The sequence below is a fragment of the Aliiroseovarius sp. Z3 genome, from assembly GCF_029105185.1.
GTDB lineage: Bacteria > Pseudomonadota > Alphaproteobacteria > Rhodobacterales > Rhodobacteraceae > Aliiroseovarius.
Genome location: NZ_JAFMZK010000010.1, coordinates 49,014 through 74,136, shown reverse-complemented (window position 1 = coordinate 74,136; position 25,123 = coordinate 49,014). Strand labels below are relative to the sequence as shown.

Genomic DNA, 25,123 nt, shown 5'->3' with positions numbered 1-25,123 from the left:
GCACCGGGGCCGTAGGGTCAAGCTGACTTCTGGCGGCACGCGGAAATCCGCGCAACTCATAGTAGATTGTTCGCATAGGGGAATTCTACCGACCGTTACCCTGCCACGGATGGCCTGTGTCGCAGTGAGATGATGGCCAACGAGAATGCAATTGCCCCGCACAGAGCGATAACCGCGACCATGGGAGTGACCGATCCGTCAAAGAATGGCGAAGCGGCCACGATCATGACACCCCCGGTCAGCATTTGAAGGGTGCCGCCCAGCGAGGATGCCAGCCCGGCGAATTCTCCGTGGTCTTCCAGCGCCATGACCATTGTGGTCGGGATGACAAGGCCAAGGCCTGCGTTCCCCAGCAGCAAGAAACCGACAACGACGGGCAGCGAGACATCGCCAACCAGGGAAATGACAAGCAAGGTAAACGAGAAGCACGCAAAAACGCCTGCACCCAATCGGATCGTCCGCGCCAGACCCACGCGGGCGGCAAGCGGCCCGGCGAATTGCGATGCGGTGAAGAAGCCAGCCGCGTTGATTGCAAATGCCAGCGAAAATCCCGTCGGCGACAGGCCGAACTGGTCCATATAGACGAAGGACGCCGAGGCCAGGAACACGAAGAAGCTGGCCATGCCAAAAGCCCCGATGAAGGTCAGCCCCATGAAGCCCGGGTCTGTCAAAAGCGTGCGCGCACCACGCACCAAGGTTCGAAAGTTAACCGGGATGCGCCGTTCGACCGGAAGGGTTTCGGGCAACAGGGTTGCTGTCATCGTCAGGCTGATCAGCGCGGCAATGCTGATGACGGCGAATATCGCGCGCCATCCTGCAAAGGCCAGAATGCCGCTTCCGGCAAGGGGCGCCAACATGGGCGAGACCGAGATCACAAGCATGATCATGGCCATAAGGCGGGTGGCCTCGGCGCCCGTATGCATGTCACGGATAATGGCACGCGGAACGACCATCAACACGGCACCACCCAGTCCCTGCAAGAACCGCCATGCGGTCAGCTCGCCCACCGATCCGGCCATTGCGGCCCCGACAGACGCCACGAAGAACAGGCCCACACCGAAGAATACCGGCAGTTTTCGCCCCGACTGATCCGCCCAGGGGCCATAGATCAGCTGCGCGATGCCGAACGCAATGAAATACGAGGTGATTGTGGCCTGAACCGCGGTTTCCCCCACCCCCAGATCGGTCGCAATGGCGGGCATGGCGGGCAGATACATGTCGATTGCAAAGGGACCGACCATGGAAAGGGTTCCCAGAACAACCGCCGAGCGGACCAAACTGACTGACATATCGTCTCCTGTCTTCGCGGCGAAACCCGCTGATGGCCCGGCGTTGGTTTGCTGATCGGGAATAGGGCAACACGTAGCCTGTCGTTGATGGCAAAGCAAATAAGTTGGTCAGGGGCGCACAAGATATCAGTGTCGACAATCCACCCTATGCGGTCGGACAGACCGCCATCTGCAAGATTGCTCTCACATCTTCTTCTGTCAACTGAACAGGATTGGCCTTCATCGAACTGGAATTCAGCGCGTCATGTATCAATCCGTCCACGCGCGCGTTGTCTGCCAGCAAATCATCCAGTCCCGGTACGCCCTGCAGTTCGAACACGTCGGAAAGTGCCAAGAAGCTCTGATCGCCCCAGCCGTCGAATACGTCAGAGATGACCTGCCTTAGAAAACTGTATCGCTCCAGATTGCCGCCTGCGGTCGCTGTTCGCTGGAAATTCATGTCCAGCGTCGGGCCAAGAAGGTTCGCGCAGATCAATCCATGCGCCAGATTGGTCTGTCCGCCGATCACACCCGCAAGACCGTGAACCGCGCCCAGCCCCGCATTGGCGAGGGCGACACCGCTGATCATGCTGACATAGGCCAGCGCGTCCCGCGCATCGGGGTCCTCGTGCCTGATCAATGTCGCCACGGCCTGTAGCCCCATCCGAATGGCGGGCTGACACAGCGCGTCGGTCAGCGGGTTCGCGCGGGATGACAGATACGGTTCGATCACTTGCGTGACGGCGTCCAGACCCGAGGATACCGTGACCTCTCTTGGGGCATGGTCCGTCAGGCTTGGGTCAACGATGGCCAGTGTCGGATACATCCGATCATCGCGCAGGCTGACTTTCAAGGCCGCGTCAGGTACGCTGATCACCGCGTTTTTGGTCATTTCCGCGCCTGTCCCGGCTGTCGTGGGTATGGCGACAAGCGGCAGCGGTTGCGCAGTCAACGGCAGCCCTGCCCCGACCACTTCCAGATGATCCATCAGATCGCTGCCAGACGGGATCAGCGCCGCTGCCGCTTTGCCCAAATCAATCGCCGAGCCACCACCGATTGCCACAACCGCCTGTGCTCTGTGATCGCGCCCGGCCTTGACGACCTGTATAACTTGCGAAACCGTCGGCTCGCCTTCTGCGAACACCGTTTCAAGAACCGCCCCCTTCTTTTGAAGATCGAGGGCAATATCGTCGACCCGAGCGACCGAGCGTCCGCGCACCAGAAGAAGGCGCTGTCCGAACCCCAGAACATGTTCGGGGATGGCATCGGCCGTTCCGCGACCGAACAGGGTTTTACCCGGTGTGCTGAACCCGAAAGACATCATGTGATGGTCAGCTTTCTAGAATGAAAGTGTCGCCGCCACGGCGCGCTTCCATGCCGCGTATTTCGTATCACGCGCCTCGGGCTCCATCGCGGGGGTGAACTGATGTTCAAGCGCCCATGTGCGGGCGAACTCTGTCTGACCGGGATAAACCCCGGCGCGTTGACCGGCCAGCCACGCTGCCCCCATCGCGGTGGTTTCCAGCACTTCAGGGCGATCAACGGCAGCGCCGATGATATCGGCCAGAAACTGCATCGTGTAATCCGATGCGCTCATGCCGCCATCGACCCGAAGCGTCGCCGTATCAGTGTCGCCCATATCGGCATGCATCGCTTCCAGCAGGTCGCGGGTCTGAAATCCGATGCTTTCTAACGCCGCACGGGCAAATTCGGCCGGTCCCGAATTGCGGGTCAGACCAAACACGGCACCACGACAATCGGCGTTCCAATATGGGGCACCCAAGCCGGTAAACGCTGGAACCAGCACAAGCGATTGCGCGGGGTCCGCCGCTTCGGCCAGCGCCTGAGTCTCGGGCGCGCTGTCGATGATCTTTAGCCCGTCGCGCAGCCATTGCACCACCGCCCCGGCGATAAAGATCGAGCCTTCCAGCGCATAGGTCGGCTTGCCATCAAGCTGATAGGCGATGGTGGTCAGCAACCGGTTCTGGCTGATCACCGGCGCATCACCGGTATTGAGCAGCGCAAAACATCCCGTGCCATAGGTCGATTTCAACATGCCCGGTTCAAAACACGCCTGCCCAACGGTCGCCGCCTGCTGGTCGCCCGCCACACCAAGGATCGGGATCGGCGCACCAAGGGTCTTGGTCACACCGAAATCAGCGGCGCAATCCAGAACCTCGGGCAGAAGCGCCATCGGGATGTCCAGCATCTTGCACATCGTGGATGACCACCGACCCTTGCGGATGTCGTAGAGCATCGTGCGTGCGGCATTGGTCGCGTCCGTCACATGGCGCGCACCATCGGTCAGGTTCCAGATCAGCCAAGAGTCCACCGTGCCAAAAGCCAGCTCTCCGGCCTCGGCCCGCGCCTGCGCGCCGTCAACATTGTCCAGAAGCCAGCGCACTTTGGTGGCGCTGAAATACGGGTCCAGCAGCAAACCGGTCCTGTCGCGCACGGTTGTCTCAAAGCCCTGTTCTTTCAGGGTTTGGCACAGGTCCGACGTCCTGCGATCCTGCCACACAATGGCGTTGTGGATCGGTTTTCCGGTGGCGCGATCCCAGATCAGGGTCGTTTCACGCTGGTTGGTGATCCCCATGGCGGTGATGTCACCAGCACTCAGCCCGGCTTTTTCCAAGGCTGCACGGCAGGTCGACAACGTTGTGGACCACAGATCATCCGCGTCATGTTCAACCCAGCCCGACGCCGGAAAATGTTGCGGAAATTCTTCCTGGGCGCTGGCCACGATCTTCATGTCCGCATCGAATACCAGCGCACGACTGGATGTGGTGCCCTGATCAATTGCGAGGATATGGGTCATGGCGCGTCTCCTCGTCTGGATGGTAGCCAAGTGAAACTTCTAAAACTCAAAGGGTGGTCGGGGCCGTGTGGCCCCGACCGGGGAAGATCAGTTCCAGGATGCAATCAGCTCGTCATAGCTGACCGTCTTGGGCTCTTCATCTTCGTTGGCAAGTTTTGCCTTGGGCGAACCCGGCTGGCTCAGCCAGACTTCCGGATCCTGCTCTTCGTTCATCTTCGGACCAATATCGCCTTGGATGCCCGCGCGTTCAAGACGCTCCAGAACCCGCTCCTGATCGGCGCAGAGACCGTCCAGAGCTTCCTGCGGGGTTTTCGCACCGGACATTGCGTCACCGATGTTCTGCCACCACAGCTGGGCCAGTTTCGGATAATCCGGAACGTTGGTGCCGGTCGGCGACCATGCAACCCGTGCGGGCGAGCGATAGAACTCGATCAGACCGCCCAGCTTGTCCGCACGCTCGGTAAAGCTGTCGTGCTGGATGGTGCTTTCACGAATGAACGTCAGACCAACATGGGCTTTCTTCACGTCCACGGTTTTCGAGGTGACGAACTGGGCATAAAGCCACGCGGCCTTGGCACGATCAACCGGAGTCGATTTCATCAGCGTCCATGACCCAACGTCCTGATAGCCGATCTTGGTGCCTTCGGACCAATATGCGCCATGCGGCGACGGGGCCATACGCCATTTCGGCGTGCCGTCCTCGTTCATCACCGGCAGGTCAGGAATGACCGTTGCGGCGGTGAAGGCAGTGTACCAGAACATCTGCTGGGCAACGTTGCCCTGCGCGGGGATCGGGCCAGCCTCCGAGAAGGTCATACCAGCCGCTGCCGGGGGCGAATACTTCTCAAGCCACTCGATGGCCTTGGTCACGGCATAAACGGCAGCGGGGCCGTTGGTGGCACCGCCACGCGCAACGCACGAACCGACCGGCTGCGAGTTTTCGTTCACACGAATACCCCATTCGTCGACGGGCAGGCCGTTCGGCTCGCCCTTGTCGCCTGCACCGGCCATGGACAGCCACGCATCGGTGTAACGCCACCCAAGCGAGGGGTCTTTCTTGCCGTAGTCCATGTTGCCATAGACTTCGCCTTCGACGCCCATATGCGACAGGTCGCGACCGGTGAAGAACTCGGCGATATCCTCATACGCCGACCAGTTGACCGGAACGCCAAGATCATAACCATAGGCTTCCTTGAAGTCGGCCTTGTTCTTTTCGTCGTTGAACCAGTCGTAGCGGAACCAGTAAAGGTTCGCGAACTGCTGGTCCGGCAACTGGTAAAGCTTGCCATCGGGCGCGGTGGTGAACTGCGTGCCGATGAAATCGTCCAGATCAAGACCGGGGTTGGTCACGTCCGCACCTTCGCCGGCCATCCAGTCGGTCAGGTTGCGGGCTTGCTGATAACGCCAGTGGGTGCCGATCAGGTCGCTGTCGTTGATGTACCCATCATAGATGTTTTCACCCGACTGCATTTGGGTTTGCAGCTTCTCAACCACGTCGCCTTCGCCGATCAGGTCATGCGTGACCTTGATGCCGGTGATGGCGGTGAAAGCAGGCGCCAGCACCTGGCTTTCATACTCGTGTGTCGTGATGGTTTCCGAAACGACCTTGATCTCCATGCCAGCGAACGGAGCCGCCGCATCGACAAAGAACTGCATCTCGGCTTCCTGGGCGGCGCGGTCAAGTGACGAAAGATCGCCAATCTCCGCGTCAAGGAACGCACGTGCCGCGTCCATATCGGCAAACGCCGGACCCGCAAGGATCAAAAGCGCAGCCGTTGTTGTTTTTAGCTTCAGGTTCATAGGTTACCTCCCGTTTAGAACCGATGACTGAGGAACTGTGAAGCGTGATGACCGGATCTCCTCTTCCTCCGGTCACACTTGCCTGTCATCACACCCAGCGGAACACCGCCGCGGCGTAGATCAGGCAGACGATCAGTGCAAAAGGTTGGTTTGCGCCGACCAATCCAAGCCAGGCCAGATTGATGAAGGCCGAGCCAAGAAGAGTGATGAAGAGGCGGTCGCCCCTTGTGGTTTCAATCCGCAATACACCCACGCGCGGGGTTTCCGGGTATCTGATGGCCAGCATCGTGAAGATGATCAGAAGGCTCGCGATGACCATGAAGAAAATCGCGGTCGGCCAGGTCCATGCCATCCATGCCATAGTTCGGTCCTCCGTCGTTCAGGCTTACACACGACCCAGGGCAAAGCCCTTGGCGATGTAGTTGCGGACAAAATAGATCACCAACGCGCCGGGCACGATGGTCAGCACACCAGCGGCAGCCAGCACGCCCCAGTCGATACCGGCAGCGCCCTGCGTGCGGGTCATGATCGCGGAAATAGGCTTGGCATCCACCGTGGTCAGCGTGCGGCTCAGCAGCAGCTCGACCCACGAGAACATGAAGCAGAAGAACGCGGCGACTCCGATTCCGCTGGCGATCAGGGGCGTGAAAATCTTCACGAAGAACTTTCCGAAACTGTAGCCGTCGATATAGGCGGTTTCGTCGATCTCTTTCGGCACGCCACGCATGAAGCCTTCCAGAATCCACACGGCCAGCGGCACGTTAAACAGTGTGTGCGCCAATGCGACGGCGATGTGCGTATCAAACAACCCGACCGAGCTGTAAAGCTGGAAGAACGGCAGGGCAAAGACCGCAGGCGGTGCCATCCGGTTGGTCAGCAACCAGAAGAACAGGTGCTTGTCGCCCATGAAGTGATAGCGGCTGAACGCATAAGCCGCAGGCAACGCGACAGCCAGACTGATCACGGTGTTGATCGTCACGTAGATGATCGAATTGACATACCCCATATACCACGCCGGATCGGTCAGGATCGTCTTGTAGTTGGCCAGCGTCAGATTGTTGGGAAACAGGGTGAAATCGTTCAGGATCTCGGTGTTGGTCTTTAGGCTCATGTTCAAAAGCCAATAGATCGGCAACAACATGAAAACGAGATAGAGGGTCATCACCACCGTGCGGCTGTTGAACCAGCTTGGGCCGAAACCGCCCTTGGATTTGGTCGCTGTCGCGTTGGTCATCGCTCAGCCCTCCTGTTTATCAAGGTTGGTCATCACGGTGTAAAACACCCAGCTGACAAGAAGGATCACAAGGAAATACATGATCGAGAACGCCGCAGCCGGTCCAAGGTCGAACTGCCCAAGCGCCATTTTGACAAGGTCGATCGATAGCATCGTCGTGGCATTGCCGGGGCCACCGCCAGTGACGACGAAAGGCTCGGTATAGATCATAAAGCTATCCATGAACCGCAGCAGAATGGCGATCATCAGAACGCCCATCATCTTGGGCAGTTCTATGAAGCGGAAGACTTTCCAGCGCGACGCCTGATCAATCTTGGCAGCTTGATAGTAAGCATCGGGGATCGATTTCAGCCCGGCAAAGGCCAGCAGCGCCACCAGCGACGTCCAGTGCCAGACATCCATCACGATGATCGTGATCCAAGCTGCAACCGTGTCCTGTGTGTAGTTGTAGGAAATCCCCAGCGCATCCAGCGTATAGCCCAGAAGGCCGATATCGACGCGGCCGAAGATTTGCCAGATGGTGCCGACCACGTTCCACGGGATCAGCAAGGGCAGCGACATCAGCACAAGGCAGAAGCTGGACCAGAAGCCGCCTTTTGGCATGTTCAACGCGACGAAAATGCCCAGCGGAATTTCGATGGCCAGAATGATCGCTGAGAACATGGCCTGCCGCGCAAGCGCGTCCCACATCCGATCCGATTCCAGCATTTCGGAGAACCATTCAAGACCGGCCCAGAAGAACTGGTTGTTGCCGAACGTGTCCTGCACCGAATAGTTCACAACCGTCATCAGCGGCACCACCGCCGAAAATGCCACCAGCACCAGCACTGGCAACACAAGGAACCACGCCTTTTGATTGACTGTTTTCTGCATCAGACGGCCCCCCCTGCGGTTTCGTTTTGCGCGCCGGCAGGTGTAACGCGCCAGTCATTGGCATAGACGTTCACCCGCCCGGCATCGAAGGTGATGCGGTTCATATCCGCACCAATTTCTTCGCCTTCATCGGCAATGATATTGATGTCGCGCCCGAAGAAATCGGCGCGTACGATCTTGTGACGGCCAACATCCTCGACCCGGCGTATGTTGATTGGCAGGCCACCTTCGGACGCCAACCGTGTGTATTCCGGGCGCACGCCGATTTCGATCTTACCGCTTTGCGGTGCGTATCCGGCGCCAAGCGGGATTTCGACCCCGTCGATCATCGCGGTGTCGCCCCGGATCGTGGCGTCCAGCAGGTTCATCCCCGGCGAGCCGATGAAGAACCCGACAAATGTATGTGCGGGCCGCTCGAACAATTCCTCGGGCGTGCCGATCTGCACGACGCGCCCATCATACATCACCACGACCTTATCCGCGAAGGTCAGCGCCTCGGTCTGGTCGTGGGTGACATAGATCATCGTGTGACCAAATTCGTGGTGCAGCGATTTCAACTGGGTGCGCAATTCCCACTTCATATGCGGGTCGATCACCGTCAGCGGTTCGTCGAACAACAGCGCGTTCACGTCCTCGCGGACCATGCCCCGGCCAAGGCTGATTTTCTGCTTGGCGTCGGCGGTCAGACCACGCGCCTTGCGATCCAACTCGGCCTCCATGCCGATCATCTTGCCGATCTGCTGGACCCGCTGCGCGACATAGCTGGCATCAGCCCCCCGGTTCTTCAGCGGAAACGCCAGATTTTCGCGCACCGTCATGGTGTCGTACACCACCGGAAACTGGAACACCTGCGCGATGTTGCGTTCGGCGGTTGGCGCGTGGGTGACATCCTGATCGTTGAACAGGATGCGGCCCTGGCTGGGATGCAGAAGCCCCGAGATGATGTTCAGCAGCGTGGACTTGCCGCAGCCTGATGACCCCAGCAAGGCATAAGCCTCGCCGTCCACCCAGTCATGGTTCAGTTCTTTCAGTGCGTAATCGGCTTCACTTGTCGGGTTGGGCAGATAGGAATGCGCCAGATTATCAAGGGTGATCTTTGCCATTGCTCTGTTCTCCTCAGGCCGCCAGCGAATAGGACGCGGGCGCAACCAAGCTGCCGCTTTCGTCAAAGACATAGACATGAGCCGGGTCGAGATAGACGCTCAGATCAGCGCCAAGCGTCAGGTCATGCACGCCGTGGATCAGACCGACCCATCGCTCGCCATGGTGATCAAGGTGGATGAAGGTCTCGGACCCGGTCAGCTCGGTCACCACAAGCCGCGTCGCAAATTGCAGCGCGTCGGCAGCCTGACTGTGAATTTCCAGATGGTTCGGACGGAACCCGGCGGTGTAATTGCCATCGGCAAGATCGGCCAGACTGCCGCTCGCGATTGCCGACTGCCCGTCCCCGAACATCAGCTTGCCGCCCGATTTGGTGACCGGCAGGAAATTCATCGGCGGGTCACTGAACACGCGTGCGGTCGTTGCATCCACCGGCTTGCGATAGACAGTCGGCGTCGGCCCGAACTGCGTCACGCGCCCTTCCCACAGCGTTGCGGTATTCCCACCCAGCAAAAGCGCCTCTTCCGGTTCTGTGGTGGCATAGACAAAGATGCTGCCCGCTTCTTCAAATATCTTGGGGATCTCGATGCGCATTTCCTCGCGCAGCTTGTAATCAAGGTTGGCCAGCGGCTCATCCAGCAACACAAGCCCCGCATCCTTGACCAAGGCCCGCGCCAAAGCACAGCGCTGTTGCTGGCCGCCTGACAATTCCAACGGCTTGCGATCCAGCATCGGGGTCAACTGCATCATTTCGGCGGACTTCTTGACGGCGGCGTCAACCTCGCTGGCGCTCTTGCCCAGAAGACGCAGGGGCGAGGCGATGTTGTCGTAAACCGTCATCGAGGGGTAGTTGATGAACTGTTGGTACACCATCGCGACCTTGCGATCCTGCACCCGCATACCGGTCACATCTTCACCATTCCAGAAAATGCGGCCCTTGTTGGGGACATCCAGCCCCGCCATCAGGCGCATCAGGCTCGTCTTGCCCGACAGGGTCGGCCCAAGCAGCACATTCATCGTTCCGCTCTGCAATTCCAGATCGGTCGGATAGATGTGCGTCTGCCCATCCATTCGTTTGGTGACGCCTTCCAGCTTCAAAGTCATGTTTGTCCTCCGCTAACGCATGGCCCCTTATCCGGTGGCCCGCGTCTCCCCATTCGTGTCGGCCCCGACCATCCAGTCTTCCACGGCCTGAATTTGCTGATCTGTCATGCGCAGACCCAGTTTGCTGCGCCGCCAAACGGCATCCTCGGCCCGTCTGGCGAATTCGTGCACCATCATCCAGCGCAGTTCGGCTTCTGTCAGCGTCGCGCCAAAATCTTGTCCCAGATCGGCGACCGATTGTGCCTTGCCCAATATTTTCCAAGCATCGGTGCCATAGGCACGGATCATGCGCTCGGCCCAAAAAGCGTCAAGAAAGCCGTAGTCCCGCCGCAGCCGCGCCACCAGCTCCGGCTTCTCGCTCACCCTGAAATCACCACCAGCAAGCGCCACGCCCGCCGTCCATTTTCCCGGCAGATCCGGGAAGACGTCACGAACCTTGTCCATCGCCGATTCCGCAAGCCGGCGATAGGTGGTGATCTTACCACCAAACACGTTCAGCAGCGGCGCCCCACCGTCTGTATCCACTTTCAACGTGTAATCGCGGGTTGCCGCGGTGGCAGAACTGGCCCCGTCATCATAAAGCGGGCGCACACCGGAATAGGTCCAGACGATATCATCGCGGCTTATGTCCCGCTTGAAATACTGATTGGCGAACGCGATCAGATAGTCCTGTTCGGTTTCGGTGCAGACCGGCTTGATCGACGGGTCGTCATGATCCTGATCGGTGGTGCCAATCAGCGTGAAATCCTGTTCATACGGGATGGCAAAGATGATCCGCCCATCGGTACCCTGGAAGAAATAGCATTTGTCGTGATCATAAAGCCGCGGGGTCACGATATGGCTGCCGCGCACCAGCCTGACACCATCCTGTGCATTGCTGCGCACGGCGTTTCTAATGATATTGCCCACCCAAGGGCCGCCCGCGTTGATCAGCATCCGCGCATAGAACACAGACCCCTCGCCCGTGGCGCGATCCGATGTCTCGATCCGCCAGCGATCCCCTTCGCGCGTTGCCGCAACAACCTTGGTGCCAACCATGATCCGGGCGCCGCGATTGGCGGCATCCCGGGCGTTCAGGGCGACAAGGCGGGCGTCATCTACCCAGCAATCCGAATATTCGTAGGCTTTGACAAAGCGGCTGTCCAACGGCGCGCCCTCCGGCCCTGCACGCAGGTCGACCGTCGTGGTGCCCGGCAGGATTTTTCGCCCCCCAAGGTGATCATACATGAACAGGCCCAGCCGGATCAGCCATGCCGGGCGGCGCCCGCGAAGCCAGGGCATGAAGACGTTCAAAAGTTTCGAGGTTGGCGTTTCAGCCTCGAACCGCATGTCCTTGTGATACGGCAGCACAAACCGCATCGGCCAGCTGATATGCGGCATTGCTTCCAACAAGGTCTCGCGTTCCATCAGCGCTTCACGCACCAAACGAAACTCGAAATACTCCAGATACCGCAGACCGCCGTGGAACAGTTTTGTTGATGCAGATGAGGTCGCCGATGCAAGGTCGTCCATTTCGGCAAGGGCGACTGACATCCCGCGTCCGGCCGCATCCCGCGCAATGCCACAGCCATTGATTCCACCACCAATGATAAAAAGATCATAGGCATTATCGGTGGCATCAGCCGGCATGGTTCCCCCCAGGTGCAGCGTAGGAGTCATTTCTAGCAGCTTACCCGAAAAAAGAAAGTTACATATTTTCGTTTATGTTCGTTATTTGTAGATATTTGAAAAATATGAGCTTTAACCTCACATTCTTCAGCTAAGTTGGGTGGATCAGCGCTTGGGATATTCGATTCTCGGGTGCAGATCCCAAGAATCTGCCCGAATCAGCGCATCATTCTTTCGATTCGCGGCAAAAGCGCGTAAGACAATTGCGGCTTCGTTCGTTTTCTTGTAATTTCGTTCGGAAACAACAGGAAGCATCTGCGCTCGACCATATGTCTCAAGTTTTCCGCCACTCAGAAATCCTGACCATCGCGCGCCGCGAAGGCAAAGTGACGGTCGAAGGCCTTGCGGAACAGTTTGGCGTAACCCTGCAAACCATCCGACGCGATTTGACTGACCTTGCCGACGAAGGCCGGTTGGAGCGTGTGCATGGCGGCGCGGTGCTGCCGTCAGGCACCACCAATATCGGCTATGAAGAACGCCGGGCCCTGAATGCCGAGGTCAAACGCAACATCGCCGTGGCCTGTGCCGCGCAGATCCCTGATGATGCGTCGGTGTTTCTGAACATCGGCACCAGCACAGAAGCGGTCGCGACAGAGCTGTTGGGCCATAAGAACCTGATGGTGGTGACCAATAACATGAACGTGGCCAACATCCTTGTGGCCAATCCGGATTGCGAGATCGTGGTGGTCGGCGGCACCCTGCGCCGGTCTGATGGTGGACTAGTCGGCAGCCTGACCACGGCTGCCATCAGCCGGTTCAAGTTCGACATCGCCGTGATCGGATGCTCCGCCATGGATATCGACGGCGACCTGCTGGATTTCGACCTACAGGAGGTCGGCGTCAGCCAATCCATCATCCGGCAATCACGCAAGGCGTTTCTGGTTGCCGATGTCTCCAAGCTGACCCGAAAGGCGCCAGCGAAAATCGCATCCCTGTCCGAACTGGACGCGTTTTTCACGGACCAACCGCTGCCCCCCAGCCTTGCCGAAAAATGCCAGGACTGGGGCGTCAACGTCGTTGTGGCTGGTCCGTAACTGTCGCACCTCGTCAGTCGTTCAGCACCGCCATGTTATCCGCCTCCCAGCCGATCCAGACCGGGTCGTTGCCAACGGACTGGCCGGTTTCGGCATCCACATAGGCCTTGAGCAGCGCATCGCCCCCATCGCCCACTGCGATCTCCATCGCCATGCGCGACCCAAGGAAGGTCTTGCCCACCACACGGCCCTGCACCGCGTTTCCAGTCTGTGGGCGTTCGGCATGGAAGCCCAGCTTTTCCAACCGTACCGAGGCGGTGATCGGCTGCCCCTCGCCCGGCAGGGTGTCCGGGGCTTTGCCCATCAGGGTCGCCCCGTGCCAGTCCATCACCACCTTGTCGCCTTCGGTGCCGCGCATCTGGCCCGACAGCAGGTTGGTCTCGCCGATAAACTCGGCCACGAAGCGGCTGGCGGGGCGGAAATACAGCTCTTCCGGCGTGCCGTCCTGTTCGACCCGACCCTTGTTCATCACCACGATCCGGTCGGACATGGTCAGTGCCTCTTCCTGATCATGGGTCACGAAGAAAAACGTCTTGTGGGTGCGACGCTGGATCGACTTCAGTTCCTGCTGAACCTGACCGCGCAGCTTTGCGTCCAGCGCGCCCAAAGGTTCGTCCAACAGCAACAGGGCCGGATCGGGCGCCAGCGCACGAGCCAGCGCCACACGTTGGCGTTGCCCACCGGACAGTTGCACCGGATAGCGGTCACCAAAGGCGTCAAGTTCAAGGAACGACATGATCTCGTCCGATCGGCGCTTGATGTCGGCCTTGCCCATGCCCTTCAGCTCCAAGCCAAAGGAAATGTTCTGCGCCACGGTCATATGTGGAAACAGCGCATAGTCCTGAAACACCATGTTCACGTGGCGCTTTTCGGGGGGCTGGTTGGTCACATCCTCTCCATCAAGGATCACGCGACCCGTGGTCGGGCGTTCGAAGCCCCCAAGGATGCGCAGCGTTGTGGACTTGCCGCAGCCCGACGGGCCAAGGAAGGTCACGAACTCACCTTGCGCGATGTCCAGGGTCAGGTTGTCCAGTGCGACGGTCGGGCCGAAATGCTTCGACAATCCTTCCATGCGGACAAGTGGTGTCTGATCGGTCATGGCTTAGCTTTCCTTATTCATGCGGCGGGTGAAACGCTCGGCCCAGATGCCGATGGCGGCAGTCAGGATCAGCGCAACAGTAGCGATGGCGTTAATCTCGGGGCTCATACCCGAACGAAGTTTTGCAAAGATCAAAACCGGCAATGTCGGTTCGTATCCACCCAGGAAGAACGAGCGGACGAAATCGTCAAACGATAGAAGCAGGCAGAAGATCGACGCGCCCAGAATGGCCGGTACCAGATAAGGCAAGGTGATCCGGATGAATGACACCAGCGGGTCGGCGCCAAGGTCACGCGCGGCTTCAATCTGGCTTTTCGGCAGGGTCGACAGGCGCGCCATCACCACCAGCACCACGAAGGGCACGTTGTGGACGGCATGCGCCCAGACAATCGCGCCCATACCCGGCTCGATCCCCAGATAGCGGGCATAGATACGGAAGGCGATGGCCGAGATGATCCCCGGCACCAGCGCAGGCAGCACGGTCATTCCGAAGATCGCAGTTCGGCCAAGGAATTTGCGCCCCTCAAGCAGCACCGCGATCCATGTGCCGACAATCACCGAAATCAGCGTTGATAGAACCGCGATAGCAACCGAATAGCCAAAGGTCGACAGAACCTCGGCATCGGCGAATACGCCCGTGTACCAATCCAATGTCCAGGATTTGATAGGGAAGCCGATGAATTTCGAGTCCTTGAACCCCATCAGGATCATCAGGAACAGCGGCACGAAGACATAAAGGACAAAGGCCCAATAGGTGCAGCTCAGGAAGATCCGGTTGCCGCGAAACAGTTCTGGACGATCATTCATTTCCGTTCTCCCTTCCGCAAGGAATTCATCACTCTCTGGAACGTCGCCGTGATCACCAATGCCGCCGCAAACATGATCGTGGCAAAAGCGGCACCCGTGGGCCATTCATCTCCGGCCACATGGAAGAAGCCCGCGATGGTTTCGGCAAACACCGTGGTGGACGGTCCGCCCAACAGAACCGGCGTCGCATAGAACCCGGTCGAAATCAGGAACACCAGCGTACAGCCAGACGAGATCCCTTCGATGGTCAAGGGAAGCGACACGCGGCGGAACCGCGTCCACGCCCCGGCGCCCAAATCGGCGGCGGCTTCATTCATGCTCTGCGGCAATTTTTCCAGCGCGGAGTACAAGGGCAGCAGCATGTAGAGCGCGGTCAGATAGACAATGCCCACGCCCATAGAGAAGCTGGTGTACATAAAGGGGATCGGCCGGTCGATCAGACCCACCCATTTCAGAACCATGTTTACCGCGCCCGTGTTGCCCAGCAGGATCATGATCGCATAGGTGCGCACGATCTCGCCCACCCAAAACGGGATCAGCAGAAGCAGCAGAAACAGCATCTGGTTCTTGCGGCTGACGTGGCGGGCCAGAAAGTAGGCCACCGGATAGGTGATGATCAGCGTGCAGAAGGTGAACACCCCGGCAAAGGCCAGCGTTCGAAAGAACGGCATCCAGAAGATGCTGTCGCCAAAGAAACGGGCGTAGTTGTCCAGCGTGAAGTGCTGTTCGACCCCCGGTGCCACCGGATAGGCATCGGTCAGCGACACCCGCAACATCTGCAACATTGGGCCAAGATGCTGGGTCAGCACCCAGAGGATCGGAAAGGCGGCGAGGATCAGGAACTGGCGGCGGGGCGAGGCTGTCGCCAGCCGCATCAGCGTATGATACGGCCCCCATTCCACCAATCGGCCCCAAAAGGTCCGGCCAGAGGTCTCAAGCGTCTCAGCGCGCTTGCCCCGTTGCGAGGATGCGTCATAGGTCATTCGATGGTCTTTCGGAAGGTCAGGGCCCCCGCCCCGCACTGGGCGGGACAGGAACAGGTTTCCTAAAGGATATCAGGCGGCTTTGATCGCCTCGACCGCAGGGTCGAGAAGGCCGTATTTCATCTCGTTTGCCTCGGCGCGGAAGAACTGCAGGTTTGCCAGCTGCTCTTCCGGGAACGAGGTCGACTTCTTCTCAAGGTCGTTCAGATGCTGCGACGCGTCCTTGTAGGTCGAGATGAAGCCTGACGCTTTGGTCATTGCCGCGCCAATCTCAGGCGAAGAAAGGATCGCATCAAGGAAGGTATAGGCGTTGTCGGCATTCGGTGCGTTGTTGGCGATGTTGTAGGTGTAAACAAAGCCATACGAACCCTCGCGCGGGATTGTCATTGCCAGCGGGAAGCCGTCATTGATCAGCGCCGCAGCCGGACCGTTCCAGGAATGGCCCAACGCGATGTCCTGGTTCACCATCATTTGCTGGAACTCTGCCCCACCATCATAGTACTTGCGCACCAGCGGCTTTTTCTCGATCAGGAACTGCTTGGCTTCCTCGACGATCTGGGCGGCCTTGTCCGGGTCATCCAGATAGGCAACCATGTTGCCGTCATACCCCATCTTCAGCATCACGATCGACATCATATCCTGAATGATATAGGCGGTCTGACCGCTGTATTTCTCGGAAAACAGCGTGTCCCAGGTCAACGCCTCTTCTTCGCTGACCAGTTCCGTGTTGTAGGACAGAACCTCCATTCCAGACAGGATTGGCGCACCCCATTTGTTGCCGTTGATCGTCGACCAATCGCTTTCCGAGAAGGTCGGGTTGATGTTGCCCCAATTGGTCAGCCGATCCGTATCCAAGGGCGCCAGAAGGTCGCTGTCGATGAACTGCAGGAAGCGGTGACCGGCAACCGTCATGATATCAACGGTCGGGTTCGGCTGCTCGGCGGCCAGCAGATTGAACTGTTTGCCCTGGTCGTCAACCAGACGCACGTTGACCTTGATGCCGGTCTCGGCCTCGAACTGCTCTTTGAACGCAGCGGGTACGAAATCATTGTAGGTCCAGATATTCACCTCGCCACCCGACTGGGCCGCAGCGCGACGCAGATAAAAGGGCGACGCCAGCGCCGCGCCAGTGGCGGCGGCTGTGCCCAGGAAGCGGCGACGATTATAAATCAGTTTTGACATTTGGTGTCTCCTTGTTGGGTTTGTGGTTGGTTTCTTCTTGGTTTTTATCTTGTTGTACTCAGGCGCTGGCGGGTTGGCACAGCATGCCGGTTCGGGCTGCCTGCTTCAGATCATCAAGGTCGAAGCGGTCAAGGTCCAGCGCCTTCAGAATTTCATTCTCGGCTTCGAAATCCCTGCCATACATGGCCGAGAAAATCTGTATACCGGCCTCGTGCAGCTTTGCCGGGTGGCCGGTCAACCGCCCAAGTGCTGCGGTCAGCACCAGCCCATAGGGCACGTCTTCGGTCACATAACGGCTGTCGGCAGTGGCCGGACCAACGCCGCCATTGCCCTGTTCATGCATCTGCTGGTTCATCTTGGAAATCGAGGCGACAGGCACATGAAACGACAGGTGAAAATGCTCAAAGATCGTTTTGACCTCCAGCCCCAGCGCCTGCGCGATCTCCAGCCGTTCGCGGTCCAGTTCTTCCAGCAATCGGCCCACCTTGGGGGTCACGTTCTGACCTTGCGACCATGTCTCGCCCTGCTCCATCCGGGTGATGTTGCCCAAGGCGATCCCCATATGGTTCTGCGGGTTCAGGTTCGACAACGAAATGGCCAAAAGCCCGTCGCGGGGTTGGAACCGGTCGCCAAACAGCGTTTGGCACAGGCGCAACGCCTCGTCAGACCGATCTTCCGGCACGGTGCAAAGGTCGACGCGGCTACGCACCGTGTTCACCTTTACCTCGGTTCCCGATTGGCGTCTGCCGGTGCAGACGGTGGTGCCCCACGCGGTAATCGGAACGGTCACGCCTCGCGCAGCCAACTTCTGCATCAGATAGACAGCGCCAAGCGATGCGTGGGACGAGATGATCACATGATGGCGCGGTTCAATATGCGGGACCAGAGCGTCCAGCACAGCCTTATGACCGTATCCGGGAAGCGCGATCATCAAGACGTCGTTATCGCGCGCCAGCGTCGCGGCACTATCGGCGATGCGGGGTGTCAACGATGTCTCGACAGCACCAACGGCAGTAAGGACAGCCCCATCAGCAAGCTCTGCCGTGCCCTTGCCCGAGGGCGACCACAGCATCGGATCATGGCCTGCCTTGTGCAACAACGCCGCCGTTCCAAACGCGATCGAGCCTGCGCCCGCCAGTCCTACCGTCTTGCTCACATCCACCCTTTCACAACGTGTCCTTATAACCCCAGCTTACACCATCTTAACGGAATGTCATCCGTTATATAGGAAAATAGGTCAGTTTCTAGTTTCGCCAACGCGCACCGGATCCCCCAGCACATGCATCAGCCTGTTTGCCCAGCCAAAAAGCGCCGCTGACAGGATCAGGTCCAGCACCTCGGCCTCGTCCAGCCCGGCGGCTTTCAGCGCGTCCATATGCTCTGGCGCGGCCCGTGACGGAGCTTCGGATAAGGCCACCGCAAAGTCGAAAATCGCCCGGTCCCGCGTGCTCAAATCCGCCTTGGCACCGTCGCGGAACAGCTTGTCCGTCACGTCAGTCGATTTCTCAAGCTGCGCATGGCGTGCGGCGTGAACGGCGGCGCAATAGATGCAATGATTGACCATCGAGGCCCCAAGCGCACCCAACTCCCGCTCGGCGCGGCTCATCCCGCCCTTGTCATACATAATGGCATTAAACAGCGGCGAACGCACCTTCAGGCTTTCCACATCATGCGCCAGCGTCAAAACGTATTCCGACACTTTGGTGTTTGACGGCGTGACCTTCAGCGCATCCAACTGCTCATCGCTCGCTTCTTTCAGGTCCACCGGAGTCACGCGTGGTTGCCAATGCGGGACATTGCGGGTGAATTTGGTGATCACCTTGGTCATGCAAACGCCCCTTTCATCAACCGCAACCCGGCAATCACCCGGAGCTGATAGGCCAGGAACGCATTCAACTCTGCCAGCCGCACGATGTCGGCATCCGCCACCCCTGCCGCTTGCAGGCCCAAGATATCAACCGCCGCGACATTGCGCGTGTCTGCCGCCACCTTGTCCATGAAGCCGACAACCTCGGTCAAACCCTGTGCAGCCCCGTCATCGGCCGGATCAGCCAGATCAGCGAACGCACCTGCCCCTTGGCCGTATCGCGTGGCCAGGTCTGTTTCACCGTTCAGCACCGCAATCCGCGCCGCCAATGCCGCGCGCAACTCATGCGACCATGGGCCTGCGTCCTGTGGGCGCAGAACGGCCTCTTCGGCGGCCTGCGTCATTTCGAAGATGGTGGCGCGCCCGTCGATGGCAGCCGCCAAGGTGCCATCGGTTGCAACACCTGCCTGTCGCAGCGCGGTTGTGTCCAAAGCCATCAGGCAACCTCCCCCTTCTCACTTTCCGTGATCAGGTCGGTCGGCATCCATTCGCTGCCATCCAGCTCCGGCGTGTCGTAGTCCAGCATCGCTTGCCAATGTTCAGAGACATCCTCGACATACAGCTTCGCCGCAATCTCGCGCGCCATCCAGTTTGCCCCTTCCGAAATCCCCGGAATGTCGCCCGACACCTTGCCCAGGCTGGCCGATGCACCGTAGTTGAAGCAATAGACGTTCGAGAGCCACGGCGCTGTGCCCGGCACCTTTTCGCGGAAGGTGAAATCGTCGTTGAGATACGGGAACCGCCCCAAATCGCGCGAAGGTTCGTCCGCGGGCGGAGTGTAAACATCTTGCCACAGCAGGATATTGGTCGCCGCATCGCCAAACTCGGTCCGCGACAGGGGGTCGATGGTGAAACCGGTCCCAAGGATGACGAAATCAGCGTCATAGGACGTGCCATCGGCAAACCCGACCGTAACCGCTCCGTTCGTCTCGACCGTCGTTTGCACTGCCTTGCCAAAGTGGAAATGGGCGTTGGGATGGCGGCTGACCCGGTTGGTTGAACCATGCGGCGGTGGCGTTTGGGTCGCAAAGGAATACTGCATGAAACGCCAGCGCCATTCATCCGGCAGGCTGGCATAACCGGCGGTGAACCCGAACGAGCCGATCCCCATCATCTTGTTGATCGTCGGCATTTCCTTGCGGCGGATCAGATGGCGCACCTCGGCGGCACCATGTTCCAGCGCCTCGGCAGCGTTGTCCACGGCAGACGCGCCCACGCCAACCACGGCCACACGCTTGCCTTTCAGCGCGGTGAAGTCGATCTCGTCTGCACTATGTGCCCAGTATTTGCGGTCCAGATCCTGCACAAATCCGGGAATATTCGGCTGCCCGGTGCCATCCCGGCCCGTTGCGAAAACCAGCTTGCGGCACAGGATCGACTTTTCCTTGGCCCCCGAAAGATGTAGGCGGAGCAAATCCCCCTCGGGTTCAACCAGATCGACCGACACGCCGTTCTCGGTCGGAATGCTCAACACCTTCCGATACCACTGCAGGTATTCCATCCACATCGGGCGCGGAATCTTGTCCAGCGTGTCCCATTTTTCGGTGCCGAACTGCGCACGATACCACGCCTGAAAACTCAACGCGCCGTGACCAAAGGCCGGGCCTGTCAGCTCCTTGGGCGAGCGCAGCGTTTCCATCCGCGCATAGGTCAGCCACGGGCCTTCCAGCCCCTCGGGGCTGCGATCCAGCACCCGCATGTTGTGAATGCCCCCGGTCTTCAGCGCCAACCACGCCACCATACCGCACATGCCACCGCCGATGATCACCACATCGCTGACCCCGTCGCGGGCTGGCACCCAGTCCTTGCCCGGCCAGCACAGGAACTTCAGATCCTCGCGCAGCCGCGCCTCCAATACCGGTAGCCCTTGGCCGTCTATCGGGGACTCTGTGTCATGTGTCATATTGGTTGTCCTTCAAGTGTCGTGGTCCGTCACGTCCTGATCGATCCGCGCTGATGCGGTCAGTGCAGTGTTTTGTTATGAAGCAAGCGTGTCCTCGGGTAAGGCTTGGGCTTTGAAACGGGCGGTACTGGTATCGACGTTGTACTGTGCCGCATAATCTTGAGCGATCCGGGCCAGATCGTCCACCGCCTGAACGACCAAATCTGCCTTTTCGTCCGTCATCAAGGCGGAAAGGTTCAATCGTATCCAACCGGGCTTGGCGGTTTCTTCGCCCAGTTCCAAAGCCGCCATAGTGGCATCGGAATCGGCCTTGCCCAGACCCAAAAGCCGGTGACCGTAAGGCCCGGCACAGGCACAGCCCCCCCGCGCCTGCACACCGGTCAGGTCGCTCAGCAGCCGGGTAAAGAACTGGTGATGTATCTGCGCGCCCTGCCCGTCCCGCACGCGAAAGGAAAAAATCGGCAGCGCGTCTGCTTCGGGTTTGCCCAACACCTGAATGCGGTCATTCGCCGACCAGACCTTCAACGCCCGCGCCCGAAGTGCGGCTTGCCGCTGGTCCAGCCAGTCCTGCCCCAGCGCCTCTTTCACCAGCATTGCCAATGCGGCGCGAATATCGCCGATCACGTTCGGCGTGCCACCCTCCTCGCGCGCTGCAAGGCTGTCGGAGTAGACATGCCCCCAGGGCGACACGAAACTGACCGTGCCGCCGCCGGGGAGAGTCGGCGTGGCACGGCGGGCGATCTCGTCTCGGATCACCGCGACGCCGCTGGATCCGGGACCGCCGGGAAATTTGTGAACCGAAAATACGATGGCATCTTTCTGGGCATCGCTGCCGTGCTTCATGTCCATCTCGCAATAGGGACCGGCGCAGCCGTAATCCCATATCGCCAGTGCGCCATGGCTGCGCAGCATCCGCGTCACCGCATCTACATCGGTCAGAATACCGGTGACGTTGGACGCCGCCGAAAAGGTGCCGACAATCTGCGCCGCACCCTTGGCCGCCCAAAGTGCCCGCGCCAGATCGTTCATGTCGACACCGCCAGCTTGCGCCTCGGCAATCTCGATGACTTCGGCGCCGGTCTCGCGCCACGGCAGGATATTGGAATGATGTTCATACGGGCCGGTCAGAACCACCACCCGTTGCCCCTCTGCCACCATCGCGGCCAGGTCCAGCAGGCCAACGATCCGGTTGATCCCGGCGGTCGACCCCGCCCCCGTGAAAACCACGCTCATGCCCGGTCCTGCGCCGGTCAGGCGGGCAATCTCGGCCCGTGCGGCTTCGCGCAGTTTGGTCATGTACTCACCGCAGAACGACGCTTGCGTGTGGGTGTTCGCATAATAGGGCAATACACGGTCACGGATGAAATCTTCGACCTGCGACAGCGCCCGCCCAGACGCGACGTAGTCAGCATAAATCAACGGCTTTGACCCAAACGGCCCATCAATCTTTGCGTCTTCACCGATCAGCCCCTTGCGGATCTGTTCGTGAATATCGGCACTTTTCAGCGCCACCTTAAAATCATCGAGAGCCGTCATGTTATCCTCTGATTGCTTCCAACCATCATGACGCAAAATTTTCAAAAATCTTCACAGTTCTTTACCATTGAAATTAGTATTTTGGGTCATATAATCGTTTTATGGCCCCTAAATTCGATCAATTTGACTATCGCATCCTGGAAGAGCTTCAACGCGACGCCGCACAATCCCAGCGGGCGTTGGCCGACAAGGTCGGTCTGTCGCAAAACGCCTGTTGGCGGCGGCTCAAGGCGTTGGAGGCCAAGGGTGCGATTCGAAACCGCACCGTGGTGATTGACCGCGAGAAACTGGGCGGTGGCTTCGTTGTCTTTTCACTGATCAAGACGCGGCATCATTCATCCGATTGGCTGCGCCAGTTCCGCAACCATGTCTCTGCCATCCCGGAAGTAATCGACTTTTTCCGCATCGGCGGTGAATACGACTACCTGCTGAAAATCGTGGTCAGCAACATGGCCGGTTACGACGATGTCTATAAGCGCCTGATCGGGAATATCGAGCTTGAGACCGTCACATCCTATTTCGCGATGGAGGCGATCGAGGAACAGCGCCCGATCCCGCTGCGATAACCCCTTCTGGACTTCACCGCCAGTTCAGCACCACTTTGCCCGACAGGCCGGATTTCATTGCGGCAAAGCCGTCCTTGAATTCGTCCACGCCCATGCGATGGGTGATCACCCGGCTTACGTCCAGCCCGTTTTGCAGCATCGCGATCATCTTGTACCAGGTTTCAAACATCTCGCGGCCATAGACGCCCTTGATGGTGATCGCCTTGAACACGATACGCGACCAGTCGACCGGGGACTTGCCCGGCGGAATACCCAGAAGTGCGATCTTGCCGCCCATGATCAGGCTTTCAACCATCTGGTCCAGCGCCTGCTGGCTGCCCGACATTTCCAACCCGACATCGAAGCCCTGTTTCATGCCCAGCTCGTGGATCACGTCCCGCAAGTCTTCGCGGGTGACATCCACGGTGCGGATATTGGGGCAGACATGTTCCGCCAGCTTCAGCCGGTCGGGGTTGATGTCGGTGATCACCACATGCCGCGCGCCCGCATGACGGGCCACCGCAGCGGCCATGATGCCAATTGGCCCCGCGCCGGTGATCAACACATCCTCGCCCAGCAGATCGAAGCTCAGCGCCGTGTGAACAGCATTGCCCAGCGGGTCGAGGATCGCGCCGATCTCGTCCGGAATATCATCGGGCAGAGGCACCACGTTGAACGCAGGCAGCCGCAGGTATTCGGCAAACGCCCCCTGCACATTCACGCCGATCCCCCGCGTGCCGGGATCAAGATGGAACTTGCCTGACCGGCTTTGGCGGCTTTCCGTGCCGACCACATGGCCTTCGCCCGAACACCGCTGCCCGATCTCAAGCCCGGTCACATTGCGGCCAAGCTCGACGATCTCGCCCGCAAACTCGTGCCCCGTGATCATCGGCACCGGGACCGTGGCTTCGGCCCATTCGTCCCAATTCCAGATGTGGATATCCGTGCCGCAAATGCCGGTGGCGTTGATGCGGATCAGAACGTCATCCGGGCCGATTTCCGGCACCGGCGCTTGCACCATCCAAAGCCCTTCCTCGGGCTTGGATTTTTCCAGGGCTTTCATCGTGTTTGGCAGGCTCATTTGATCACTCCCAAATCGCGACCGACCTTGGCGAAGGCGGTCAGCGCGCGGTCAAGCTGGCCGGTGGTCAGCGCGGCGCTCATCTGGGTGCGAATGCGCGCCTTTCCATGCGGCACCACCGGATAGAAGAAGCCCGACACATAGACGCCTTCGTCAAACAAACCGGCCGCCATCTTCTGCGCCAAAGGCGCCTCGCCCAGCATCACCGGGATGATCGGATGCTCACCGTCCAGCAGATCGAAACCCAGCTTGCTTAACCCGTCGCGCCAATAGCGCGCGTTTTCGAACAGACGGGTGCGCAGTTCGATGCCCTCTTCAACCAGCCGGATCGCCTCAAGCCCCGCTGCGACAATCGACGGAGGCAGCGCGTTCGAAAACAGGTAAGGCCGCGCCCGCTGGCGAAGCAGGTCGATCACCGGTTGCGGCCCGGCGATATAGCCGCCAAGCGCGCCACCCAAAGCCTTGCCCAAGGTGCCGGTCAGAATGTCCACATCGACGCCAAAATGGTCCGGCGTCCCCGCCCCGCGCGGCCCCATGAATCCGGTCGCGTGGCAATCATCCACCATCACCACAGCATCATATTCCCGCGCCAATCGCGTGATTTCCGGCAGGTTGGCCAGATACCCATCCATCGAAAAGACGCCATCGGTCGCGATCATCACATGCCGCGCCGCGCCCTCGCGCGCCTCTTTCAGCTTCGCCTCAAGATCACCCATGTCGTTGTTCGCGTACCGAAAACGCCGCGCCTTGCACAGCCGTATCCCGTCGATGATCGAGGCATGGTTCAGCGCGTCCGAGACAATCGCATCCTCTGGTCCCAACAGCGGTTCAAACAACCCGCCATTCGCATCGAAACACGCCGCAAACAGGATCGAATCGTCCTTGCCCAGAAACGCCGCCAGCTTCTGCTCCAGCTCCCGGTGCAAATCCTGCGTGCCGCAGATGAACCGGACCGAGGCCATGCCGAACCCCTTGTCGTCCATCACGTCACGCGCGGCACGGATCAAGTCGGGATGATCGGCCAGCCCCAGATAATTGTTGGCGCACAAGTTGATAACCTCTTGCCCCCCCACCGAGATTTCGGCCCCCTGCGGTGACGTGATCAGACGTTCGCGCTTCATCAGGCCGTCGGCCTCGATCCCTGCGAGCGTGGATTTCAGATCGGTGAGAAAACGGTCAGACATGGGGTGCTCCTCTGATTTTCGCGATCTTGCTACTAT

The 25,123-nt window shown here is 59.4% G+C and carries 23 protein-coding genes; 2 read left to right on the top strand and 21 right to left on the bottom strand.

All coding sequences use genetic code 11. From position 1 onward, the window contains the following. Positions 1-95: 95 nt before the first annotated feature. From J3R80_RS15930 to glpD, 10 genes are all read right to left on the bottom strand, one after another. Entirely contained in the window at positions 96-1,289 is a 1,194-nt protein-coding gene (locus J3R80_RS15930; protein WP_275394788.1) for a multidrug effflux MFS transporter, read from the bottom strand. A gap of 145 nt (positions 1,290-1,434) precedes the next feature. Then, positions 1,435-2,589, bottom strand: coding sequence for an iron-containing alcohol dehydrogenase (locus J3R80_RS15925; RefSeq protein ID WP_275394787.1), 1,155 nt, complete (start codon positions 2,587-2,589; stop codon positions 1,435-1,437). An 18-nt stretch (positions 2,590-2,607) separates the two neighbouring features. Continuing rightward, positions 2,608-4,086, bottom strand: a complete 1,479-nt coding sequence (glpK, locus tag J3R80_RS15920) for a glycerol kinase GlpK (RefSeq protein ID WP_275394786.1) — start codon at positions 4,084-4,086, stop codon at positions 2,608-2,610. A gap of 87 nt (positions 4,087-4,173) precedes the next feature. After that, positions 4,174-5,886: an ABC transporter substrate-binding protein gene (locus tag J3R80_RS15915; protein WP_275394785.1), complete on the bottom strand. Its 1,713-nt coding sequence runs from the start codon at positions 5,884-5,886 to the stop codon at positions 4,174-4,176. Positions 5,887-5,974: 88 nt separating this feature from the next. After that, positions 5,975-6,247, bottom strand: a complete 273-nt coding sequence (locus J3R80_RS15910; protein WP_275394784.1) for a DUF2160 domain-containing protein — start codon at positions 6,245-6,247, stop codon at positions 5,975-5,977. Between the two features lie 24 nt (positions 6,248-6,271). Beyond that, positions 6,272-7,120 (bottom strand): carbohydrate ABC transporter permease, encoded by an 849-nt coding sequence (locus tag J3R80_RS15905; protein ID WP_275394783.1) that lies wholly within the window; start codon positions 7,118-7,120, stop codon positions 6,272-6,274. A gap of 3 nt (positions 7,121-7,123) precedes the next feature. Then, entirely contained in the window at positions 7,124-7,993 is an 870-nt protein-coding gene (locus J3R80_RS15900) for a sugar ABC transporter permease (RefSeq protein ID WP_091433530.1), read from the bottom strand. Next, positions 7,993-9,096 (bottom strand): ABC transporter ATP-binding protein, encoded by a 1,104-nt coding sequence (locus tag J3R80_RS15895; RefSeq protein ID WP_275394782.1) that lies wholly within the window; start codon positions 9,094-9,096, stop codon positions 7,993-7,995. The genes J3R80_RS15900 and J3R80_RS15895 overlap by 1 nt, the downstream gene beginning before the upstream one ends. A 13-nt stretch (positions 9,097-9,109) precedes the next feature. Continuing rightward, the gene (locus J3R80_RS15890; protein WP_275394781.1) at positions 9,110-10,198 is read right to left on the bottom strand and encodes an ABC transporter ATP-binding protein; all 1,089 of its coding nucleotides are present in this window, start codon (positions 10,196-10,198) and stop codon (positions 9,110-9,112) included. A 27-nt stretch (positions 10,199-10,225) separates the two neighbouring features. After that, positions 10,226-11,827, bottom strand: a complete 1,602-nt coding sequence (glpD, locus tag J3R80_RS15885) for a glycerol-3-phosphate dehydrogenase (RefSeq protein ID WP_275394780.1) — start codon at positions 11,825-11,827, stop codon at positions 10,226-10,228. Positions 11,828-12,135: 308 nt separating this feature from the next. Here glpD and J3R80_RS15880 point away from each other — a divergent pair, with 308 nt between their 5' ends. Continuing rightward, on the top strand, positions 12,136-12,900 hold the full coding sequence (locus J3R80_RS15880; protein ID WP_275394779.1) for a DeoR/GlpR family DNA-binding transcription regulator: 765 nt from the start codon (positions 12,136-12,138) through the stop codon (positions 12,898-12,900). A 13-nt stretch (positions 12,901-12,913) separates the two neighbouring features. On the opposite strand, the gene J3R80_RS15875 is transcribed toward J3R80_RS15880, so the two are convergent. The 9 genes from J3R80_RS15875 to J3R80_RS15835 all read right to left on the bottom strand — a co-directional run bounded on the left by J3R80_RS15875 (position 12,914) and on the right by J3R80_RS15835 (position 22,277). Next, a complete protein-coding gene (locus tag J3R80_RS15875; RefSeq protein WP_275394778.1) occupies positions 12,914-13,999 on the bottom strand; it encodes an ABC transporter ATP-binding protein in 1,086 nt (361 codons plus the stop codon). A 3-nt stretch (positions 14,000-14,002) separates the two neighbouring features. After that, positions 14,003-14,788, bottom strand: coding sequence for an ABC transporter permease (locus J3R80_RS15870; RefSeq protein WP_275394876.1), 786 nt, complete (start codon positions 14,786-14,788; stop codon positions 14,003-14,005). A gap of 14 nt (positions 14,789-14,802) precedes the next feature. After that, entirely contained in the window at positions 14,803-15,789 is a 987-nt protein-coding gene (locus J3R80_RS15865; protein ID WP_275394777.1) for an ABC transporter permease, read from the bottom strand. A 72-nt stretch (positions 15,790-15,861) separates the two neighbouring features. After that, on the bottom strand, positions 15,862-16,971 hold the full coding sequence (locus J3R80_RS15860) for an extracellular solute-binding protein (protein ID WP_275394776.1): 1,110 nt from the start codon (positions 16,969-16,971) through the stop codon (positions 15,862-15,864). A 58-nt stretch (positions 16,972-17,029) separates the two neighbouring features. Next, on the bottom strand, positions 17,030-18,127 hold the full coding sequence (locus J3R80_RS15855) for an NAD/NADP octopine/nopaline dehydrogenase family protein (protein WP_275394775.1): 1,098 nt from the start codon (positions 18,125-18,127) through the stop codon (positions 17,030-17,032). Between the two features lie 81 nt (positions 18,128-18,208). After that, complete coding sequence (locus tag J3R80_RS15850) at positions 18,209-18,799, bottom strand: peroxidase-related enzyme (protein ID WP_275394774.1); 591 nt, start codon at positions 18,797-18,799, stop codon at positions 18,209-18,211. Further along, on the bottom strand, positions 18,796-19,275 hold the full coding sequence (locus J3R80_RS15845; protein WP_343075832.1) for a hypothetical protein: 480 nt from the start codon (positions 19,273-19,275) through the stop codon (positions 18,796-18,798). The genes J3R80_RS15850 and J3R80_RS15845 overlap by 4 nt, the downstream gene beginning before the upstream one ends. Beyond that, positions 19,275-20,741 (bottom strand): NAD(P)/FAD-dependent oxidoreductase, encoded by a 1,467-nt coding sequence (locus tag J3R80_RS15840; protein WP_275394773.1) that lies wholly within the window; start codon positions 20,739-20,741, stop codon positions 19,275-19,277. Before J3R80_RS15840 ends, J3R80_RS15845 begins: the two co-directional genes overlap by 1 nt. Before the next feature lie 75 nt (positions 20,742-20,816). Then, positions 20,817-22,277: an aminotransferase class V-fold PLP-dependent enzyme gene (locus tag J3R80_RS15835; RefSeq protein WP_275394772.1), complete on the bottom strand. Its 1,461-nt coding sequence runs from the start codon at positions 22,275-22,277 to the stop codon at positions 20,817-20,819. 101 nt (positions 22,278-22,378) lie between these two features. Here J3R80_RS15835 and J3R80_RS15830 point away from each other — a divergent pair, with 101 nt between their 5' ends. After that, complete coding sequence (locus J3R80_RS15830) at positions 22,379-22,843, top strand: Lrp/AsnC family transcriptional regulator (RefSeq protein ID WP_275394771.1); 465 nt, start codon at positions 22,379-22,381, stop codon at positions 22,841-22,843. A gap of 13 nt (positions 22,844-22,856) precedes the next feature. Here the strand turns inward: J3R80_RS15830 and tdh are convergent, their stop codons facing one another. Continuing rightward, on the bottom strand, positions 22,857-23,885 hold the full coding sequence (gene tdh, locus J3R80_RS15825) for an L-threonine 3-dehydrogenase (RefSeq protein ID WP_275394874.1): 1,029 nt from the start codon (positions 23,883-23,885) through the stop codon (positions 22,857-22,859). A 14-nt stretch (positions 23,886-23,899) separates the two neighbouring features. After that, the gene (locus J3R80_RS15820; RefSeq protein WP_275394770.1) at positions 23,900-25,087 is read right to left on the bottom strand and encodes a glycine C-acetyltransferase; all 1,188 of its coding nucleotides are present in this window, start codon (positions 25,085-25,087) and stop codon (positions 23,900-23,902) included. Between the last annotated feature and the right edge of the window lie 36 nt (positions 25,088-25,123).